This is a genomic window from Parafrankia irregularis, assembly GCF_001536285.1.
GTDB classification, from domain to species: domain Bacteria; phylum Actinomycetota; class Actinomycetes; order Frankiales; family Frankiaceae; genus Parafrankia; species Parafrankia irregularis.
Window position 1 is genome coordinate 1 of the sequence record NZ_FAOZ01000053.1, and the last position, 16,758, is coordinate 16,758.

Here is a 16,758-nt window from a genome sequence, read left to right on the forward strand (position 1 = left end):
CACCCGTTCGCCGCTAGGAGCAAGCTCCTCGCTCGACTTGCATGTGTTAAGCACGCCGCCAGCGTTCGTCCTGAGCCAGGATCAAACTCTCCATCAATGCTTGAAAGAGATGGCCGGGCCGCCAAGCCCAACCGATCCTGGCAAGACAGATCCTCGTAAGATCGTCTGTCATTGCCAAAGGAATTTCCCACCACAACCAGAACATCAGCCCTGGCCATGGACGGGGGTTTAAAACTAAATGGCACTGACTATTCGGTACGCTGTTGAGTTCTCAAGGAGCAGATGCTGCTGAGATTACGCCGCGAAGCGTACATACCCAGGCAATTTGCTTTTCAAAGTTCTTTTCGGTCAGGTGCGTCGCAAATGCCTCGAAGGCTGCGATCCCGCCCGAAGACCCGACCTTGCGGTCCGATCCCGCGTCCCGAGTGGAGCCACCCTGTTCGGTGTCTGCCGTGTCTCGCTGACAGAGAGAACATTACGGGGGGATGTCCGGGGGCGTCAAATCAATCGGGTCCCAGGATGTGTGACGTATGTCACAGCTACCCAATCGGAGCTTGACGGTGCTGTCTGGTATGGGAGGCTTAGGGTTCTGCGCTCGAACAGGTGATCGGCCTCCGGGCCTGCTCCCAGGCCATCCGGCACCGCTCGGGCACCCCCGTCGGCGTGGGCCGCGAAGCTCCGGCGCCGGCAGCGCGCCGCTGCACGGCACCGGTGCCCCGGCATCCGGTCTGGGCATCGGCACCGGGGCATCGGCACCAGGATCGGCGCCGGGGCATCCGCAGAGTCAGGCATCCCGGGCTTCCGCACGCCGCGCGCAGCTCACTGGTGCACCCGACGCACCGGTGGCACCCGGCTCACCGATGGCTCGCCCAGGAGCCAGAACCGGTTCGGCAGGTGAGCTCCGGCTCGGATCCCGATGCGCGGTCCACGGCCCACCTCCTCGTCCGCGACCGGCCTGCCTCGGTGCACGGTCACGGGCCCACCGCCCGTCAGGTCCGTCCCGGTGCACGTGCCGTCGACGCCCAGCACCCGGGCGAAGCGCCCGGGGCCGGAGGCCACCCGCCGGGCCGCGAGGCCGCCGGCGGCCCGCCCGGAACCAGGCCCGCCGTCACCACGGTCCCGGTCCGCGGCCGCCAGGCCCACCTCCGGGTCGAACCGCTCCGAACCCGGCGTGACGCCGCCGAGCGCCTGCGGATTCGCACCGGCCGCGCAGACGCTCCCGGCCCGGACGAGAACCGCCGCCGCCGTTCCCTCCGGGCCGCACACGACGTTGAAACACCAGTGCATGCCGTACACGAAGTAGACGTAGGCATATCCCGGTGGCCCGAACATCACCGCGCTGCGTGGAGTCGGACCGCGCCGAGCGTGGGAGGCGGGATCATCCGTCCCGCCGTAGGCCTCGACCTCGGTCACCCGCAACGCGACCGGCCCGTGCCGGATCGTCGTCCCGAGCAGATCCCGGGCGACGACCAGCACGGGCCGGTCGTAGAAGTCTCGGTCGAGGACGAGTCCGCTCAGTTCCCCGCCCAGGCCCGGTCACGGTCCAGCACCGGAGCCAGGTCGCGGATCTGGTCCCGAACCCGATCCGGGGCCGTGCCGCCTGGCGCCGAGCGTGCCTCCAGCGCCCCGCGCACCGACAGAACCGAGCGGACGTCCGCGGTGAGCAGCGGGTTGATCACCGCCAGGTCCTCCGCGGAGACGTCGTCGAGCTCGGCGTCGTGGGCCACACACCAGGCGACCAGCTGGCCGACCGCCTCATGCGCCTCCCGGAAGACGACGCCGTTGCGAACCAGGTACTCGGCGACGTCGGTCGCGAGCGCGAATCCGTCGGGCGCGGCCCGTTCGAGCCGCTCCCGGCGCACCCGCATCGTCGCGACCATGCCGGTCATCGCAGGCAGCACGACCAGCAGGGTGTCGACCGCGTCGAAGACCGGCTCCTTGTCCTCCTGCAGGTCGCGGTCATACGCGAGCGGCAGGCCCTTGAGAGTCGTCAGGAGAGCGGTCAGCGCACCGATGAGCCGGCCGGACTTGCCCCGCGCGAGCTCGGCGATGTCCGGGTTCTTCTTCTGCGGCATGATCGAGCTGCCGGTCGCGAAGGCGTCATCCAGCTCGACCCAGCCGAACTCGCGGGTCGTCCACAGGACGATCTCCTCGCCGAGGCGGGACAGATGCACGCCCGTGAGCGCCGCGGCGAAGAGGAACTCCGCCGCGAAGTCCCGATCCGACACCGCGTCCAACGAGTTCGCGAAGGCCCGGTCGAACCCGAGCTCCGCGGCCACCCCCGCCGGGTCGAGCGGCAGGGAGGAGCCGGCGAGGGCGCCTGCTCCCAGCGCGCTCACCGAGGCCCGGCGGTCCCAGTCACGCAGCCGGTCGACGTCCCGGACGAACGCCTGGACGTGCGCGAGCAGCTGGTGACCGAACGAGATCGGCTGCGCGTGCTGCAGGTGGGTCATTCCCGGCGCCGGGGTGTCGACGTGCTGCTCGGCGAGGGTGACGAGCGCACTCGACAGCTCGGTGAGCCGGCCCGCGACCTGCCGGGCGTGATCGCGGAGGTAGAGGCGCAGATCGGTGGCGACCTGGTCGTTGCGGCTGCGCCCGGCGCGCAACTTGCCGCCGAGGGCGCCGAGGTTCTCCAGCAGCCCCCGCTCCAGCGCCGTGTGGACGTCCTCGTCCTCGACGGTGGGACGGAACCGGCCCTGGGTGACGGCATCCGACAGGTCGTCGAGTGCCTTCAGCATCGCCGCCAGCTCGCCGGCGTCGAGCAGCCCCGCCCGGTGCAGCACCCGGGCGTGGGACCGGGAGGCGAGCAGGTCGTAGGGCGCCAGCCGCCAGTCGAACTGCACGCTGACCGACAGCCGGGCCAGCGCCTCGGCCGGACCGCCGGCGAACCGCCCGCCCCACAGCCGCAGCGGCGCGGATCCGTCCGCACCGGGCACCGAGCCCGCGTCGTTCGTCGGGCCCGCGTCGTCATGCGCCCGTTCGGGATCCATCGTCACTCGCTCCTCGTCGACCGACGGGTACTCCCCCGTCGCCACCGGACCGACCGACGTCATGGGTGCAGCCGCTGCTCGCGGGCCGCCCAGACCTTGGTGGGCAGGCCCCACAGCTCGATGAACCCGCGAGCGTCGCTCTGGTCGAACTGGTCGCCGGCATCGTAGGTCGCGAGGGCGTGGTCGTAGAGGCTCCCCGGGCTGCGACGCCCGACGACCTGGGCCACACCGCCCGACAGCCGGAGGCGCACATCGCCGGAGACGCCGGCGCTGGACGAGTCCACGAAGGCGTCCAGTGCGGCCTTGAGCGGCGAGTACCACAGCCCGTCGTAGACGATCTCGCCCCAACGCTGGTCGACACCGCGCTTGAACCGCGCGATGTCGCGCTCGAGGGTGAGGTCCTCGAGGTCCCGGTGCGCCGTCAGCAGGGTGATCGCACCCGGGCACTCGTAGATCTCGCGGCTCTTGATACCGACGAGCCGGTCCTCGATCATGTCGATCCGGCCGACACCCTGAGCTCCGGCCCGGGTGTTGAGCTCGGCGACCAGCTCGACCAGCGACAGGGCGCGGCCGTCGAGCGCGGTCGGCACACCGTCGGTGAACGAGATCGTGACCTCGTCGGCCGGGCGCGGGACGGTCGGGTCGGCGGTGTAGACGAAGACGTCCTCCGGCGGCTGCGCCCACGGGTCCTCGAGGATGCCGCACTCGGCCGTGCGGCCGAACAGGTTCTGGTCGATCGAGTACGGCGACTTCTTCGAGACGTCGATCGGCAGGCCGCGCTCCTCCGCGAAGGCGATCGCCTTGTCCCTCGTCATCCCGGAGTCACGGACCGGGGCCAGCACCCGCAGGCCGGGAGCCAGCGCCATCACGCCGACCTCGAAACGGACCTGGTCGTTGCCCTTGCCCGTGCAGCCGTGCGCGATCGCGTCCGCGCCGTGCTGGCGGGCGGCCTCGACGAGGTGCCTGACGATGATCGGCCGCGACAGCGAGGAGATGAGCGGGTAGCGGTCCATGTAGAGCGCGTTCGCCCGGATCGCGGGGGCGACGAAGTCCGCCGCGAACTCCTCGCGGGCGTCGACGACGATCGATTCGACGGCGCCGCAGGTGAGGGCACGCTGGCGGATCGCCTCCAGGTCCTCACCGCCCTGGCCGACGTCGACGGCCAGGGCGATGACCTCGGCGCCGGTCTCGGCGCCGATCCAGCCGATGGCCACGGACGTGTCGAGGCCGCCCGAGTAGGCAAGCACGACGCGTTCGGTCACTGGGTATCTCCTTAGTTCTGGCTCAGGTTCTCTGGTACTGGCTGAGGTTCTGGCTCAGGTTTCGTCGACACGGTTGTCGTGGGCACGGTTGTCGTGGACACGGGTTGGCTCAGCCCGTGTCGTCATCCGGGCCCGGCGGCTCGCCGACACCGTCCCGGGGCGTCGGTGCGGTGGGCCTGGCCCGGCCGTCGGCCAGGGACAGCAGCCGGCCGGCGAACTCCGGGCCGGCCGACGAGCCGTTGCGCCCCTGCATCGCCCGACAGACCACGAGAATCGTGTCGTCGCCGGCGATGGTCCCCATCACCTCCGGCAGGGCCGCCCGGTCGAGGGCTGAGGCGAACAGTTGCGCGGCGCCCGGCGGAGTCCGCAGCACGACGAGATCACCGTTCGCCTCCGCCGAGACCAGCAGCTCCTCGCAGAGCCTGGTGAGCGGGATGCGCACGGCCTCGGCCGGGGCCTGGTTGACGTCCACCCGGTAGATCAGGACGCCGTCAGGCCCACGGGCCTTCGTCGCGCCGATGTCCTCCAGATCGCGGGACAGGGTGGCCTGGGTGACCTGCACGCCCTCCGCGAGAAGCAGACGCGCCAGCTCCGCCTGTGACCGTACCGACCTGGCCGCGATCAACCCGGCCAGACGCGCCTGCCGGGCGTGTTTCGTCAGGGGGGCCGCCGCGCGGATCGTCATCGGAGGGCGGCCTCCGACGAGGCGTCGTCTGAGGCGTCGTCGAGCAGGACCGACAGCAGTGCCTTCTGGGCGTGCAGCCGGTTCTCCGCCTGGTCGAACACCACCGACCGCGGGCCGTCCAGCACCGCGGCGGAGATCTCCACGTCGCGATGCGCGGGCAGGCAGTGCATGACGATCGCGTCCGGGCGCGCGACCTCGACGACCTTCTCGTCCAGGCGGTAGGGCTGGAAGACGAGCGCTCGGGTGTCCGACTCGTCGTCCTGGCCCATCGACGCCCAGACGTCGGTGTAAAGCACGTCCGCGTCGGTCGCGGCCTCCAGCGCGTCGTGCATCACCAACGCCTCGCCGCCGGTGACCGCGCCGATCTCGTTCGCCTGCCGGACGACCTGGTCGAACGGCTCGTAGCCGGGCGGAGACGCCACATGAACCCGCATCCCGGCCATGGCCCCGGCGAGCATCAGCGAGTGCGCGACGTTGTTGCCGTCGCCCAGGTAGGTCAGGGTCAGGCCCGCGAGGCGGCCGCGCAGCTCACGGATGGTCTGCAGGTCGGCGAGCGCCTGGCAGGGATGGGCGTGGTCGGAGAGCGCGTTGATGACGGGCACGGTGGCCGCCGAGGCCATCCGCTCGACCCTTTCCTGCGCGAACGTCCGGATGACGATCGCGTCCACGTAGCGGCTGAGGACGGCGGCTGTGTCCTCGATCGTCTCCCCCCTGCCCAGCTGGGTGGAGGCGGAGTCGATCACGATCGGGTGGCCGCCCAGCTCGGCGACCGCCACGTCGAACGAAAGGCGGGTCCGGGTCGACGGCTTCTCGAAGATCAGCGCGACCGATCGGCCCTCGAGTGGACGGGGGGCCGTGCCACGCTCGCGGCGGGTGGCCTTGAGCCGGTCGGCGAGATCCAGCAGTGCGGCCTGCTCGGCCGAGGTCAGGTCCGTGTCGAGCAGGAAGTGTCGGGCCGTCATGGGCTGACCTTAGAGCTTTCGCCCGGGTTCTTCCCGGCCTCGGCCCGGCCACGGCCAGCCAGGACGCCGGCGGTGATTCCGGGCAGCGCCGACACGAACGCGTCCACGTCGGGCTGGGTGATCACCAGTGGTGGCGCGAGCCGGACGACGTCCGCGGCGACCGCGTTCACCAGGAAGCCGGCCTCGCGCGCGGCGGTCTCCAGCTCGGCGGCCCAGGGCCCGTCGAGCTCGATCGCCCGCCACAGCCCGACGCCGCGTACTCCGGTGACGCCGGCGGCGCCGGCGGCGAGGATCCCCGCGCGCAACGACTCGCCCAGCGCGGTCGCGTGGTCGAGCAGGCCGTCGGCCACGATCGTGTCCAGGACCGCGAGGGCGGCCGAGCAGACGAGGGGGCCACCGCCGAAGGTGCTGCCATGGTCCCCGGGCTGCAGCAGGCGCCCGGCGGCGCCGATGCCGATGCAGACCCCGATGGGCAGCCCGCCGCCCAGCCCCTTCGCGAGGGTGATCACGTCGGGGACGACGCCCGCGGTCTGGTGGGCGAACCAGGCGCCGGTGCGCCCGATGCCGCTCTGGACCTCGTCGAGCACCAGCAGCGCGCCGTGCTCGTCGCAGGCCGCGCGGGCCGCCGCGAGGTAGCCGGGCGGCGGCGCCACCACGCCGCCCTCACCCAGCGTCGGTTCCAGGAAGACCGCGGCCGTGCGCTCGCTGACCGCCTCGGCCAGCGCCTGCGCGTCGCCATAGGGAACGAAGCGCACACCGGGCAGCAGCGGCTCGAAGGGCGCCCGCTTCCCGGGCTGGCCGGTGATGGACAGCGCTCCCATGGTCCGCCCGTGGAAGGCGCCCTCGGCCGCGATGATCTCCGACCGGCCGGTCCGACGGCTGATCTTGATGGCGGTCTCGTTCGCCTCGGCGCCCGAGTTGCAGAAGAACGCCCGCCCGTCCACGCCCAGCAGCTCCATCAGCCGCTCGGCCAGCAGGACCTGAGGCGTGTTCACATACAGGTTCGAGGTGTGGCCGAGCGTGTCGAGCTGCGCGACCACCGCGGCCCGTACCGCCGGATGGCAGTGCCCGAGGACGCTCACCGCCACACCGGCGATCAGGTCCACGTACTCGCGGCCGTCGGCGTCCCACACGTGGGCACCGGCGCCACGGGTCAACGCGATCGACGGCCGGCCGTAGGTGGCCATGACGACGGCGTCCCGCCGGTCGAGCAGGTCGGCGTTCACGATTCTCCTTCGGTGATGTCCGTGCCGGGGCCTGCCGTGCCGGGGCCGGCCGTGCCGAGGCCGGCCGTGCCGAGGCCTGCTCCGTCGTCGGCCCGGATCAGGGTGCCGATCCCCTCGTCGGTGAAGACCTCCAGCAGCACTGCGTGGGGCACCCGCCCGTCGAGCACGTGGGCCTGGGGAACCCCGCCGGAGACGGCCCGCAGGCAGGCTTCCATCTTCGGGATCATTCCGGACGACAGGGAGGGCAGGAGCCGCTCCAGCTCGCCTACCGTCAGTTCACTGATCACCTCGTCGCTGGCCGGCCAGTCCGCGTAGAGACCTTCGACGTCGGTCAGCACCACGAGCTTCGTCGCTCCCAGCGCCAGGGCCAGCACCGCGGCAGCCGTGTCCGCGTTGACGTTGTACACCCCGCCGTCGAGCCCGCGGGCCACCGAGGCCACGACCGGGACCTTGCCCGAGTCCAGCAGCGCGTTGACGGTCTCGGGCTGGACCTCGACCACGTCACCGACCAGCCCGACGTCCACGGCCTGGCCGTCGACCATCGCCGGGCGGCGACGGGCGGTGAACAGGTTCGCGTCCTCGCCGGAGAGGCCGACCGCGAACGGGCCGTGGTCGTTGACCAGGCCGACGACATCCCGGTTGACCTGGCCGACGAGGACCATCCGGACGACCTCCATCGTCTCGGGCGTGGTCACCCGCAGGCCGCCGACGAACTCCGAGGCCACCCCGAGCCGCTCCAGGTGCGCGGTGATCTGCGGGCCGCCGCCGTGCACGACCACCACCCGGATGCCCGCATAGCGCAGGAAGACGATGTCGGCCGCGAACGCCTCCCGCAGCTCGGGCCGGGTCATCGCGTTCCCGCCGTACTTGATCACCATCGTCGCCCCGTGGAACCGGGACAGCCACGGCAGGGCCTCGATGAGGACCTTCGTCTTCGTGAGCGCGGAATGCCCACGTGCCCGCGCGGCCGGGCCGCGCGTCGACGGACTGTCGCTCATGTCGAGTACGCCGAGTTCTCGTAGACGTACCCGTCGGTGAGGTCGTTCGTCCGCACGACCACCTCGGCGGAGCCCGCGTGCAGGTCCGCGACGATGCTGATCTCCCGCCCGGAGAGGTCGACCAGGTCCCGGGACTCGCCCGGGGCGCCGGCCCGGCACACCTGGACACCGTTCATGGCCACGTCGAGCTGGTCGGGCTCGAACGCCGCGGCGGTGGTGCCGATCGCCGCGAGCACCCGGCCCCAGTTCGGGTCCTTGCCGTAGAGCGCGCACTTGAGCAGGTTGTTCCGCGCGATCGCCCGGCCGACCTCCAGCGCATCCGCCTCGGAGGCCGCCCCGGTGACCGTGATGGAGATCGTCTTCGTGGATCCTTCGGCATCGCCGAGCATCTGGCTCGCCAGGTCCTCGCAGACAGCGGTGACCAGCTCGGTGAGCTCGGCCTCGGGCAGCGCCCGCTCCGACGCACCCGACGCGAGCAGCAGCACGGTGTCGTTTGTCGACAGGCAGCCGTCGGAGTCGACCCGCTCGAAGGTCGTGCGGCAGGCCTCCCGCACGACCCGGTCAAGAGTCGCGGCGTCGGCGACGGCGTCGGTCGTGACGACGACGAGCATCGTCGCGAGCGACGGCGCCAGCATGGCCGCGCCCTTGCCCATGCCGCCGACGGTGACGACGCTCCCGCCCTCCCGGCTGTGGCGGACCGCCTCCTTGGCCACGGTGTCGGTGGTGCGGATGGCCTCGGCCGCGGCGCCCCCGCCACTCGCGGACAGCGCGGCCACCGCCTCGACCACCCCCGGGAGCAGGAGGTCCATGGGCAGCGGGACACCGATCAGGCCGGTCGAGCAGACCGCGACCTCGCCCGCTCCGATGCCGATCTCGGCGGCGACCCGCTCCGCGGTGGTGTGGGTGTCGGCGAACCCCGCCGGCCCGGTGCAGGCGTTCGCCCCACCGGAGTTGAGCACGACCGCGCGCAGCCGGCCTCCGGTGAGGACCTGGCGGGTCCACAGCACGGGCGCGGCCTGCACCCGGTTGCGGGTGAACACGCCCGCCGCGGCATCGGCGGGACCGTCGTTGACGACGATCGCGACATCTGGACGCCCGGACGGCTTCAGCCCGGCCGCGACTCCGGCGGCCCGGAAGCCCTGGGCTGCGGTGACGCTCATGCCTGTTCCCCTTCCCCACTCACTCCGACTACGGACCGGCTGCCCATGACCCGGCGAGCCACGACCCGGCGAGCTATGACCCGGCGCGCCATGGCCCCGCAGCCCGCGGCCCGGCGACCCGCGGTTGACGCGGTCACGGGGCGAGACCCTGGGCGCTCAGGCCGGTGCCCTCCGGCTGGCCGAGCATGAGGTTGGCGCACTGGAGCGCCTGGCCCGCGGCGCCCTTCGTGAGGTTGTCGATGGCCGCCACGACGACCACCCGGCCGGCCTCGGCGTCCACCGTCGCCTGCAGGTGCACGCAGTTGCTGCCGAGGGTGGACGAGGTGTGCGGCCACCGGCCCGGCGGCAGCACCCGCACGAACGGCTCGCCGTCGTAGAAGGCTCGCAGGATCCCGGTGACCGTCTCGGCGTCCGCGCCGAGGCCGGTGCCCAGATCGTCACCAGCCGCGAGCTCGGCGGACAGGCGGGCGGTGCAGGTCGCAAGAATGCCGCGCGGCATCGGCGCCAGGACCGGGGTGAACGACAACGACACCGGTGACCGCGCGTACCGGGTGAGGGTCTGGACGATCTCGGGCCGGTGCTGGTGACCACCGACCTTGTAGGCGGTCAGGTCACCCATCACCTCGCTGCCGAGGAGGTTGACCTTCGCCGACCGCCCGGCGCCGGAGGTGCCGCTCGCGGCGACGACGACCAGATCGGACGGATCCACCGCGCCGGCCGCGATCAGCGGCACCAGCGCCAGGGTGATCGCGGTCGGGTAGCACCCCGGCGCGGCGACCCGGTTGCTGACCCTGATCTCCTCCCGGGCCCCGGGCAGCTCCGGCATGCCGTAGGTCCAGGTGCCGGCGTGTTCGCCACCGTAGGCCCGCCGCCACACCCGCGGGTCGGCCAGGCGGTGGTCGGCCCCGAGATCGACGACCCGCACGCCGGCCGGCAACGTGGCCGCGACCGCGCCCGACTGCCCATGCGGGAGCGCGAGGAAGACGATGTCGGCGCTCGTGTCGGCCAGGGCCGCGGTGTCGACGAACACCTGCCCGGCGAGATCGGGCAGGTGCGGATGCACCTCGGTCACGTCCACACCGGCGGACGTGTTGGCCGCCAGGTCACCGATGTCGATGCCGGGGTGGCCGAGCAGCAGCCGAAGCAGCTCCCCGCCGCCGTACCCGCTCGCGCCCGCTACCGCCGCAGTCACACCCATGATTGAAAACTTATACACACTCGCCTATGGAAATTCAAGAACCAGGTCACGTGACCGCGCCGGCGACAACCTCCAGAGCGGGGGCACCTATTACCGACTCGTTACGTGAAAGTAAAGGACAGAGCCGACGCCGCCGGGGCACACTTCTACAAAGACCACTCCGGGACAACGAGGTACCGGGGTGGGAAACGGGTCGGGGTGGGTGCCAGCAGCACCCACCCCGACTCATCACCCAGACATCCGACCCACCCAGGCATCCGACGCCTCCGCACCCGCACCCGATCTCCGCCGGGTATGCGCGCGGACGCGGCGGGTCAGCCGCGCTCAGCCACGCAGCACCGCTCCAGTGCGGCTCGCGGCCTCGGCCACCGCCGCGTCGCGGATGTCGTTCGCCTCCCCGGCGGTCAGCGTGCGGTCGGCGGCACGCAGCCGGAGACCGAACGCGAGCGAACGCCGACCGGGGCCGACCTGACCGCCCTCGTAGACGTCGAACAGCGACAGCGACTCCAGCAGCTCCCCGGCGCCGGCCCGCAGCGCCTCGGTCACCGCGGCGACGGGCACCTCGGCACCGGTCACCAGCGCGACATCCCGGTCAGCCGGCGGGAAGGTGGAGATCGCGGGCGCGGCGACCGCCGGCCGTTCGAGCGCCACGGCGATCAGCGCGTCGAGGTCGAGCTCCATGGCGCACGAGCGGGCCGGCAGCCCGGCGGCGCCCAGCACCCGCGGGTGCAGCTCCCCCGCGTGCCCGACGACCCGGCCGTCGACCGACAGCTCGGCGCAGCGGCCGGGATGCCACGGCAGTACGTCACCGGCGCTGACCTTGAGCTCCACCCCGACCGCCGCCGCGACGCTGTGCGCGCCGGCGACCGCGTCGCCCCAGTCGGCGGCCCGGCCCGGGCCCCACCAGCCGGCAGGCTCACGCAGACCCGTGAGGATGACCGCCACGTGCCGCGGCTGGTCGGGCAGGGCACTGTCCAGCGCGCGGATCTCGGCCTCGTTGGGCCGGCGGTCGACGGGCGGCGTGGCGACCGCGACGGCACCCCCCGCCGGCTCGCGGAAGACCAGTCCGCTCTCGAAGAGGGCGAGATCGGTCTGACCGCGGCCGAGGTTGCGGCCAGCGGCGTCGATCAGCCCGGACAGCAGCGTCGTACGCAGGTACGAGGCGTCCTGCGCGATCGGGTTGGTCACCCGGACGGCGGCCCGGCGCGGGTCGCCGTCGGGCAGGCTCAGGACGTCCGCGGCGTCCGCACCGACGAACGGCAGGGTCAGCACCTCGACGAAGCCGTCGGCGGCCAGCGCCCGCCCGACCGCCCGACGCAGCCGCTGCGCCTCGGTCAGCCCACGGCCCGCGGGAAGCAGCGGCAGGGTGACCGGGATCGTGTCGTAGCCCTCCAGGCGCACGACCTCCTCGACGAGGTCCGCCGGGCGCGCCAGGTCGGGACGCCACGAGGGCACCGTGACCTCGACCGTGCCCGAAGCGGCAGCACCCGACGCGGCAGCGCCCGACGCCGCGACATCCGAGGACGCGACATCCGAGGCGGGGCCGGAGACGACGGCGCCGATGTCGGCCAGCCGCCGCCGGATCACGTCGACGGGGTAGGGGCGACCGGCGAGCCGCTCCGGCTCACCCAGCGGGAAGGCGATCGTCACCGGTGCCGGCCGGTGGTCGACGTCGGTGCCGCCCGGCTCGGCGCTGGCACCGGCCAGCTCACCCAGCAGGTCGACGGCACGCTGCGCGGCCACCGGGGCGAGCGCCGGGTCCACGCCGCGCTCGAACCGCCGTGACGCCTCGGAACCGAGGCGGTGGCGGCGGGCGGTCCGCGCGACCACGATGGCGTCGAAATGCGCCGATTCCAGCACGATGTCGGTCGTCGTCGCGGAGATCTCCGTCGCCGCGCCGCCCATCACGCCGGCGAGCGCGATCGGACCGGAGTCGTCGGCGATCACCAGGTCCTCGGGGTCGAGCACCCGGTCGACCCCGTCAAGGGTGAGCAGACGCTCACCGGCCCGGGCCCGGCGGACGACGATCGGCCCGGAGAGCTTGGCCCGGTCGAAGGCGTGCAGCGGCTGGCCCAGCCCGAGCATCACGATGTTGGTGACGTCGACCGGGGCGGAGATCGGCCGCATCCCGGCCAGCGAGAGCCGCCGGGCCCAGCCCAGCGGGGTGCGGGCGTTCGGGTCGACGCCACTGACGACGCGCGCGACATACCGGTCGCAGGCGAGCGTGTCCTCCACTCGGACCGGGTAGCCCGCCGCACCGGCTTCCCCGCCATCGCCGGTGTCACCGGGCAGCGGGCCGGCGTCGGACGCCAGGCCACCCCACTGGCCTGGATCACCGAAGGGCAGACCGAACGCGGTGGCCGTCTCCCGGGCGATACCGCGCACCGACAGCCCGTACCCACGGTCGGGCGTGACGGCGATGTCGAGTACCTCGTCGCTGACGGCGAGCAGCTCGGCGACATGCGCGCCGATCGGCGTGTCCGGCGGCAGCACCAGGATCCCGCTGTGGTCATCGCCCAGCCCCAGCTCACGAGCGGAGCAGATCATGCCGTCGCTGACATGCCCGTACGTCTTACGCGAGCTGATCTCGAAGCCGCCGGGCAGGACGGACCCGGGCAGTGCCACCGGAACCCGGTCACCGACCTCGAAGTTGAAAGCGCCGCAGATGACGCCGCGCACGCCCGGCTCGGAGACCTCGGCACCCGCCGCACCAGCCGCGTCCGCCGCATCGGACACGTCCGCCGCGCCCAGCTCCGCGACGCGGACCTGGCACCAGCGGACGTCCTTCTTCTTCGTCGGCACGACCTCGATGGAGACCACCTCGCCGACCACGACCCCGGCCAGGTCCGAGCCGACGGTCTCCAGCCCCTCGACCTCGAACCCGGCGCGGATCAGTGCCTCCGCGACGGCCTTCGCCGGCGGCAGCGGGGCGCCGACCACCTCACGCAGCCAGGACATCACGATTCTCACCGGGTCAGCCCTCGATTCCGAACGGCAGGCCGAAGCGGACGTCGCCGTCGACGAAGTCCCGGATCTCACGGACGTCATGCCTGGTCATCGCCGCGCGCTCCAGGCCCATCCCGAACGCGAAGCCGCTGTAGCGGGCGGGGTCGACGCCGCAGGCGCGCAGCACGTTCGGGTCGACCATGCCGCAGCCGCCGGCCTCGATCCAGCCCTCGTCCGAACAGACCCGGCACGGCTGGCGGCCCGCGTCGCCGCGGCAGGCGAAGCACTGGACGTCCAGCTCGGCGGAGGGCTCGGTGAACGGGAAGAACGACGGCCGCAGCCGGGTGGACAGGCCCGAACCGAACAGGGCCTGGGCGAACACCTCCAGGGTGCCCCGCAGGTCGGCCATGGTGATGCCCTCGTCGACGGCGAGGCACTCCAGCTGGCCGAAGACCGGCGAGTGCGTCGCGTCGATCGTGTCGTTGCGGTAGGTGCGCCCCGGGCAGACCACGTACACCGGCAGTGGACGGGACAGCAGCGAGCGGATCTGCACCGGCGAGGTGTGCGTGCGCAGCAGCCGACCCGACGCGGCGGGCTCGACGTAGAGGGTGTCGTGCTCGCTGCGCGCCGGGTGGTCGGGCGCCATGTTGAGCGCCTCGAAGTTGAACCAGTCGTGCTCGACCTCGGGCCCCTCCGCGACCTCGTAGCCCATGGCCACGAAGACGTCGGTGAGCCGGTCGGAGAGCAGGCTCAGCGGGTGGCGTGCGCCGTGGCGCCGGCGGTCGACGGGGAGGGTCACGTCGACGCGCTCGGCGATCAGGATCTCGGCGTCGCGGCGCGCCGTGAGCTCGGTCAGCCGGGACTCGTAGGCGGTGCGGACGGCGGCGGTGGCGGCGTTGTGCGCCCGGCCGGCCTGCGCTCGCTGCTCGCGCGGCAGCGCGCCGAGCTGGCGCCGGGCCAGCGCGAGCGGCGCGGACTGGCCGTCGACGTGCGCGGAACGCACGGCGGACAGCGCGTCCAGGCCGTCGGCCGCGGCGATGGCCGCGAGCGCGGCGGCCACGTCGGCGTCCAGCCGGTTCTGGTCCAGGGCACCGAGATCCACAGGATCAGCGGTCTCGTTGGGGGCGGGCACGATGATCATCCTCATCGGTGGGTGGCGGGCCTGCGCGGCCCGCCGAACGAATGGGTCGGTTCTCCCGGGGCGCCCGCCGGTGGTGCGTCGTGCGGCCTCAGCCGAACACGGGCCCACCAGCGGGCACGGAAAATCGGAACTCCGCCCCGCCGCCCGGCGCCTTGCCGACCGAGATCGTCCCGCCGTGTGCCTCGATCAGCGCCTTGGCGATGTACAGCCCGAGACCCGTGCCGTTGCCACGGCTCGCACCGCGCCAGAACTTGGCGAACACCCGGCTGGCGTTGGCTTCCGGCACACCCTCGCCCTCGTCCGCGACGGTCACCTCGGCTCCTGTAGATGTTCCGCTGAGCACGACGGTCACAGTACCCGCGCCGTGGCGCAACGCGTTGTCGACGAGGTTGTGGAGAACCTGGTCGATCTTGTCCGGGTCGACCCACATCTCGGGGAGCTCACCGGTGAACCGGACGTCGAACCGTTCCGCCGGGGCGGAGCCGGCCGCGATCTTGCCCTCGACGACACGCCGGACGGCCGCACGCATGTCGACGATCTGCTTGCGGATCTGGACCCGACCGGCGTCGATGCGGGAGACGTCCAACAGCTCGGTCAGCAGCCGGGTGACGCGGTCGGCGTCGGTGTTGACCGTGTTGAGCATCAGTTTCTTCTGCTCGTCGGTGAACCTGTCCCAACGGGCGAGAAGTGTGGCGGTGAAGCCCTTCACGCTGGTCAGCGGCGAGCGCAGCTCGTGGGCGACGGTGGCGATGAGGTCCGCGCGGTTGCGTTCGATCCGCTCCCTGCTGACCGTGTCCCGCAGGCAGACCGCCACCCGCACCAGCACCCCGTCGACCCGGGTGAAGCGGGCGGTCACGTTGAAGTCGTGGTCGGAGTCCGGGCCGGCGTAGGTCAGGCGGCGTTCCGGCTGCCCGGTGACCCGGGGCAGCTCACGGCTCGGCTGCGAGCACTCCCACCAGTCGTTGCCCCGTTCGTCGAGCAGCGGGAGGACCTCGGTGAGGTGACGCCCCACCGCCTTGCCCTGCGGCAGGCCGGTCACCTTCGAGGCGGCGCTGTTGAACATCTCCACGACACCCGACGCGTCGGTGACGACCACCGGATCGGGCAGCAGGTCGAGGGTCGCCGGAGTTTGCAGGTCCACCGACTCCTCCGCGGTATCGGGACCGGGACCAGGAACCTCGTTCCCGGAGAACTCCGGCCCGGGAGCGGAAGCGACGATGCGTGTCAACGCGCCCCACCTCCACTGGCACCGGACGTAGCTGACCGCACCGCTCTCTGCGCCCGCGCCGACGCATACATACACAGCGCCGACGCAACCGCAAGATTCAGTGACTCGGCCTGACCGTACACCGGCACCCTTACCGCCGTGTCCGCGGAGGCCGCCGTCGCGGCCGTGAGGCCTCTCGCCTCGTTGCCGAAGACCCACGCGGTGGGGCCGGCAAGCACTCCCGCGGCGGCGAGTTCGTCGAGATCGCGGTCCGCGTGACCGGACGTCGCCAGCACCTGGCAGCCGAGCTCACGCAGCTCCCGCACGACCGTGGGCGCGTCGGCGGCCACGATCACCGGGAGGTGGAACAGGCTGCCCGCGGACGAGCGCACGCACTTGCCGCCGAACGGGTCGACACTGTCACCGACGAACACGACCGCATCGGCGCCGGCCGCGTCCGCCGAGCGGATCACCGTGCCGGCGTTACCCGGATCGTTCGCGCCCTCGCACACCGCGACCAGGCGCGGCCGCCCCAGATCCGCCAGCCGGTGCCCGGGCAGCTCGGCGACGCCGACGAGCCCCTGCGGGGTCACCGTCTCCGAGAGAGCTGCCGCGGCGGCATCGGTCACGAACCGGACCGGCACGCCGGTTCCGGCCATCAGCTGGCCGTGCCGCGCCAGGGCCGACTCACCGACGAACAGCTCGACCAGCGCGTCGGCCTGCAGCGCCGCGGTGACGGCCTGGGCCCCCTCGACGAGGAACAGGCCCTCCTCACGGCGCGCCGCCGCACGCCGCAGCCGCCGGGCGGCGGCGACGTGGGCGGAGCGAAGCCCGTCGAACCGGTCGGGCGACGGGCCGGCGTTCAGAACGCCCCCACCCGTGAACGGGCCGGTGGACGAAGCTTCCGACAGCCCGGTGGACGACCCCGTGGACGACGTCGACCTGCCCGCGGAGGGGCGCTGCGGGCGGCGAGGTGACACCGG

At 72.5% G+C, this 16,758-nt stretch carries 13 protein-coding genes and 1 rRNA gene; all 14 read right to left on the reverse strand.

The features are described from left to right. Positions 1-97, reverse strand: a 16S ribosomal RNA gene (locus AWX74_RS37400); the annotation flags it as partial. Positions 98-819: 722 nt separating this feature from the next. Further along, positions 820-1,530 carry a DNA-3-methyladenine glycosylase gene (locus AWX74_RS37405; RefSeq protein WP_091286740.1) on the reverse strand — a complete coding sequence of 237 codons (711 nt, stop codon included), beginning with the start codon at positions 1,528-1,530 and terminating at the stop codon, positions 820-822. Then, complete coding sequence (argH, locus tag AWX74_RS37410) at positions 1,515-2,990, reverse strand: argininosuccinate lyase (RefSeq protein WP_397313154.1); 1,476 nt, start codon at positions 2,988-2,990, stop codon at positions 1,515-1,517. Before argH ends, AWX74_RS37405 begins: the two co-directional genes overlap by 16 nt. Positions 2,991-3,049: 59 nt before the next feature. Then, a complete protein-coding gene (locus AWX74_RS37415; protein ID WP_091286749.1) occupies positions 3,050-4,252 on the reverse strand; it encodes an argininosuccinate synthase in 1,203 nt (400 codons plus the stop codon). Positions 4,253-4,361: 109 nt separating this feature from the next. Next, on the reverse strand, positions 4,362-4,937 hold the full coding sequence (gene argR / locus AWX74_RS37420) for an arginine repressor (protein WP_091286752.1): 576 nt from the start codon (positions 4,935-4,937) through the stop codon (positions 4,362-4,364). After that, a complete protein-coding gene (gene argF, locus AWX74_RS37425) occupies positions 4,934-5,899 on the reverse strand; it encodes an ornithine carbamoyltransferase (RefSeq protein ID WP_091286756.1) in 966 nt (321 codons plus the stop codon). Before argF ends, argR begins: the two co-directional genes overlap by 4 nt. After that, entirely contained in the window at positions 5,896-7,125 is a 1,230-nt protein-coding gene (locus tag AWX74_RS37430; RefSeq protein ID WP_091286759.1) for an acetylornithine transaminase, read from the reverse strand. The genes argF and AWX74_RS37430 overlap by 4 nt, the downstream gene beginning before the upstream one ends. After that, on the reverse strand, positions 7,122-8,123 hold the full coding sequence (argB, locus tag AWX74_RS37435; protein WP_226931351.1) for an acetylglutamate kinase: 1,002 nt from the start codon (positions 8,121-8,123) through the stop codon (positions 7,122-7,124). Before argB ends, AWX74_RS37430 begins: the two co-directional genes overlap by 4 nt. Next, positions 8,120-9,283, reverse strand: a complete 1,164-nt coding sequence (gene argJ / locus AWX74_RS37440) for a bifunctional glutamate N-acetyltransferase/amino-acid acetyltransferase ArgJ (RefSeq protein WP_091286762.1) — start codon at positions 9,281-9,283, stop codon at positions 8,120-8,122. The genes argB and argJ overlap by 4 nt, the downstream gene beginning before the upstream one ends. A gap of 133 nt (positions 9,284-9,416) precedes the next feature. Continuing rightward, a complete protein-coding gene (argC, locus tag AWX74_RS37445) occupies positions 9,417-10,481 on the reverse strand; it encodes an N-acetyl-gamma-glutamyl-phosphate reductase (protein WP_091286766.1) in 1,065 nt (354 codons plus the stop codon). A gap of 324 nt (positions 10,482-10,805) precedes the next feature. After that, positions 10,806-13,451: a phenylalanine--tRNA ligase subunit beta gene (pheT, locus tag AWX74_RS37450; RefSeq protein ID WP_242666594.1), complete on the reverse strand. Its 2,646-nt coding sequence runs from the start codon at positions 13,449-13,451 to the stop codon at positions 10,806-10,808. A gap of 4 nt (positions 13,452-13,455) precedes the next feature. Continuing rightward, positions 13,456-14,559, reverse strand: a complete 1,104-nt coding sequence (gene pheS / locus AWX74_RS37455; protein ID WP_091286809.1) for a phenylalanine--tRNA ligase subunit alpha — start codon at positions 14,557-14,559, stop codon at positions 13,456-13,458. A 97-nt stretch (positions 14,560-14,656) separates the two neighbouring features. After that, the gene (locus AWX74_RS37460) at positions 14,657-15,787 is read right to left on the reverse strand and encodes a sensor histidine kinase (protein WP_242666596.1); all 1,131 of its coding nucleotides are present in this window, start codon (positions 15,785-15,787) and stop codon (positions 14,657-14,659) included. Positions 15,788-15,792: 5 nt separating this feature from the next. Beyond that, positions 15,793-16,755 carry a TrmH family RNA methyltransferase gene (locus AWX74_RS37465; protein WP_091286773.1) on the reverse strand — a complete coding sequence of 321 codons (963 nt, stop codon included), beginning with the start codon at positions 16,753-16,755 and terminating at the stop codon, positions 15,793-15,795. Positions 16,756-16,758 lie beyond the last annotated feature (3 nt).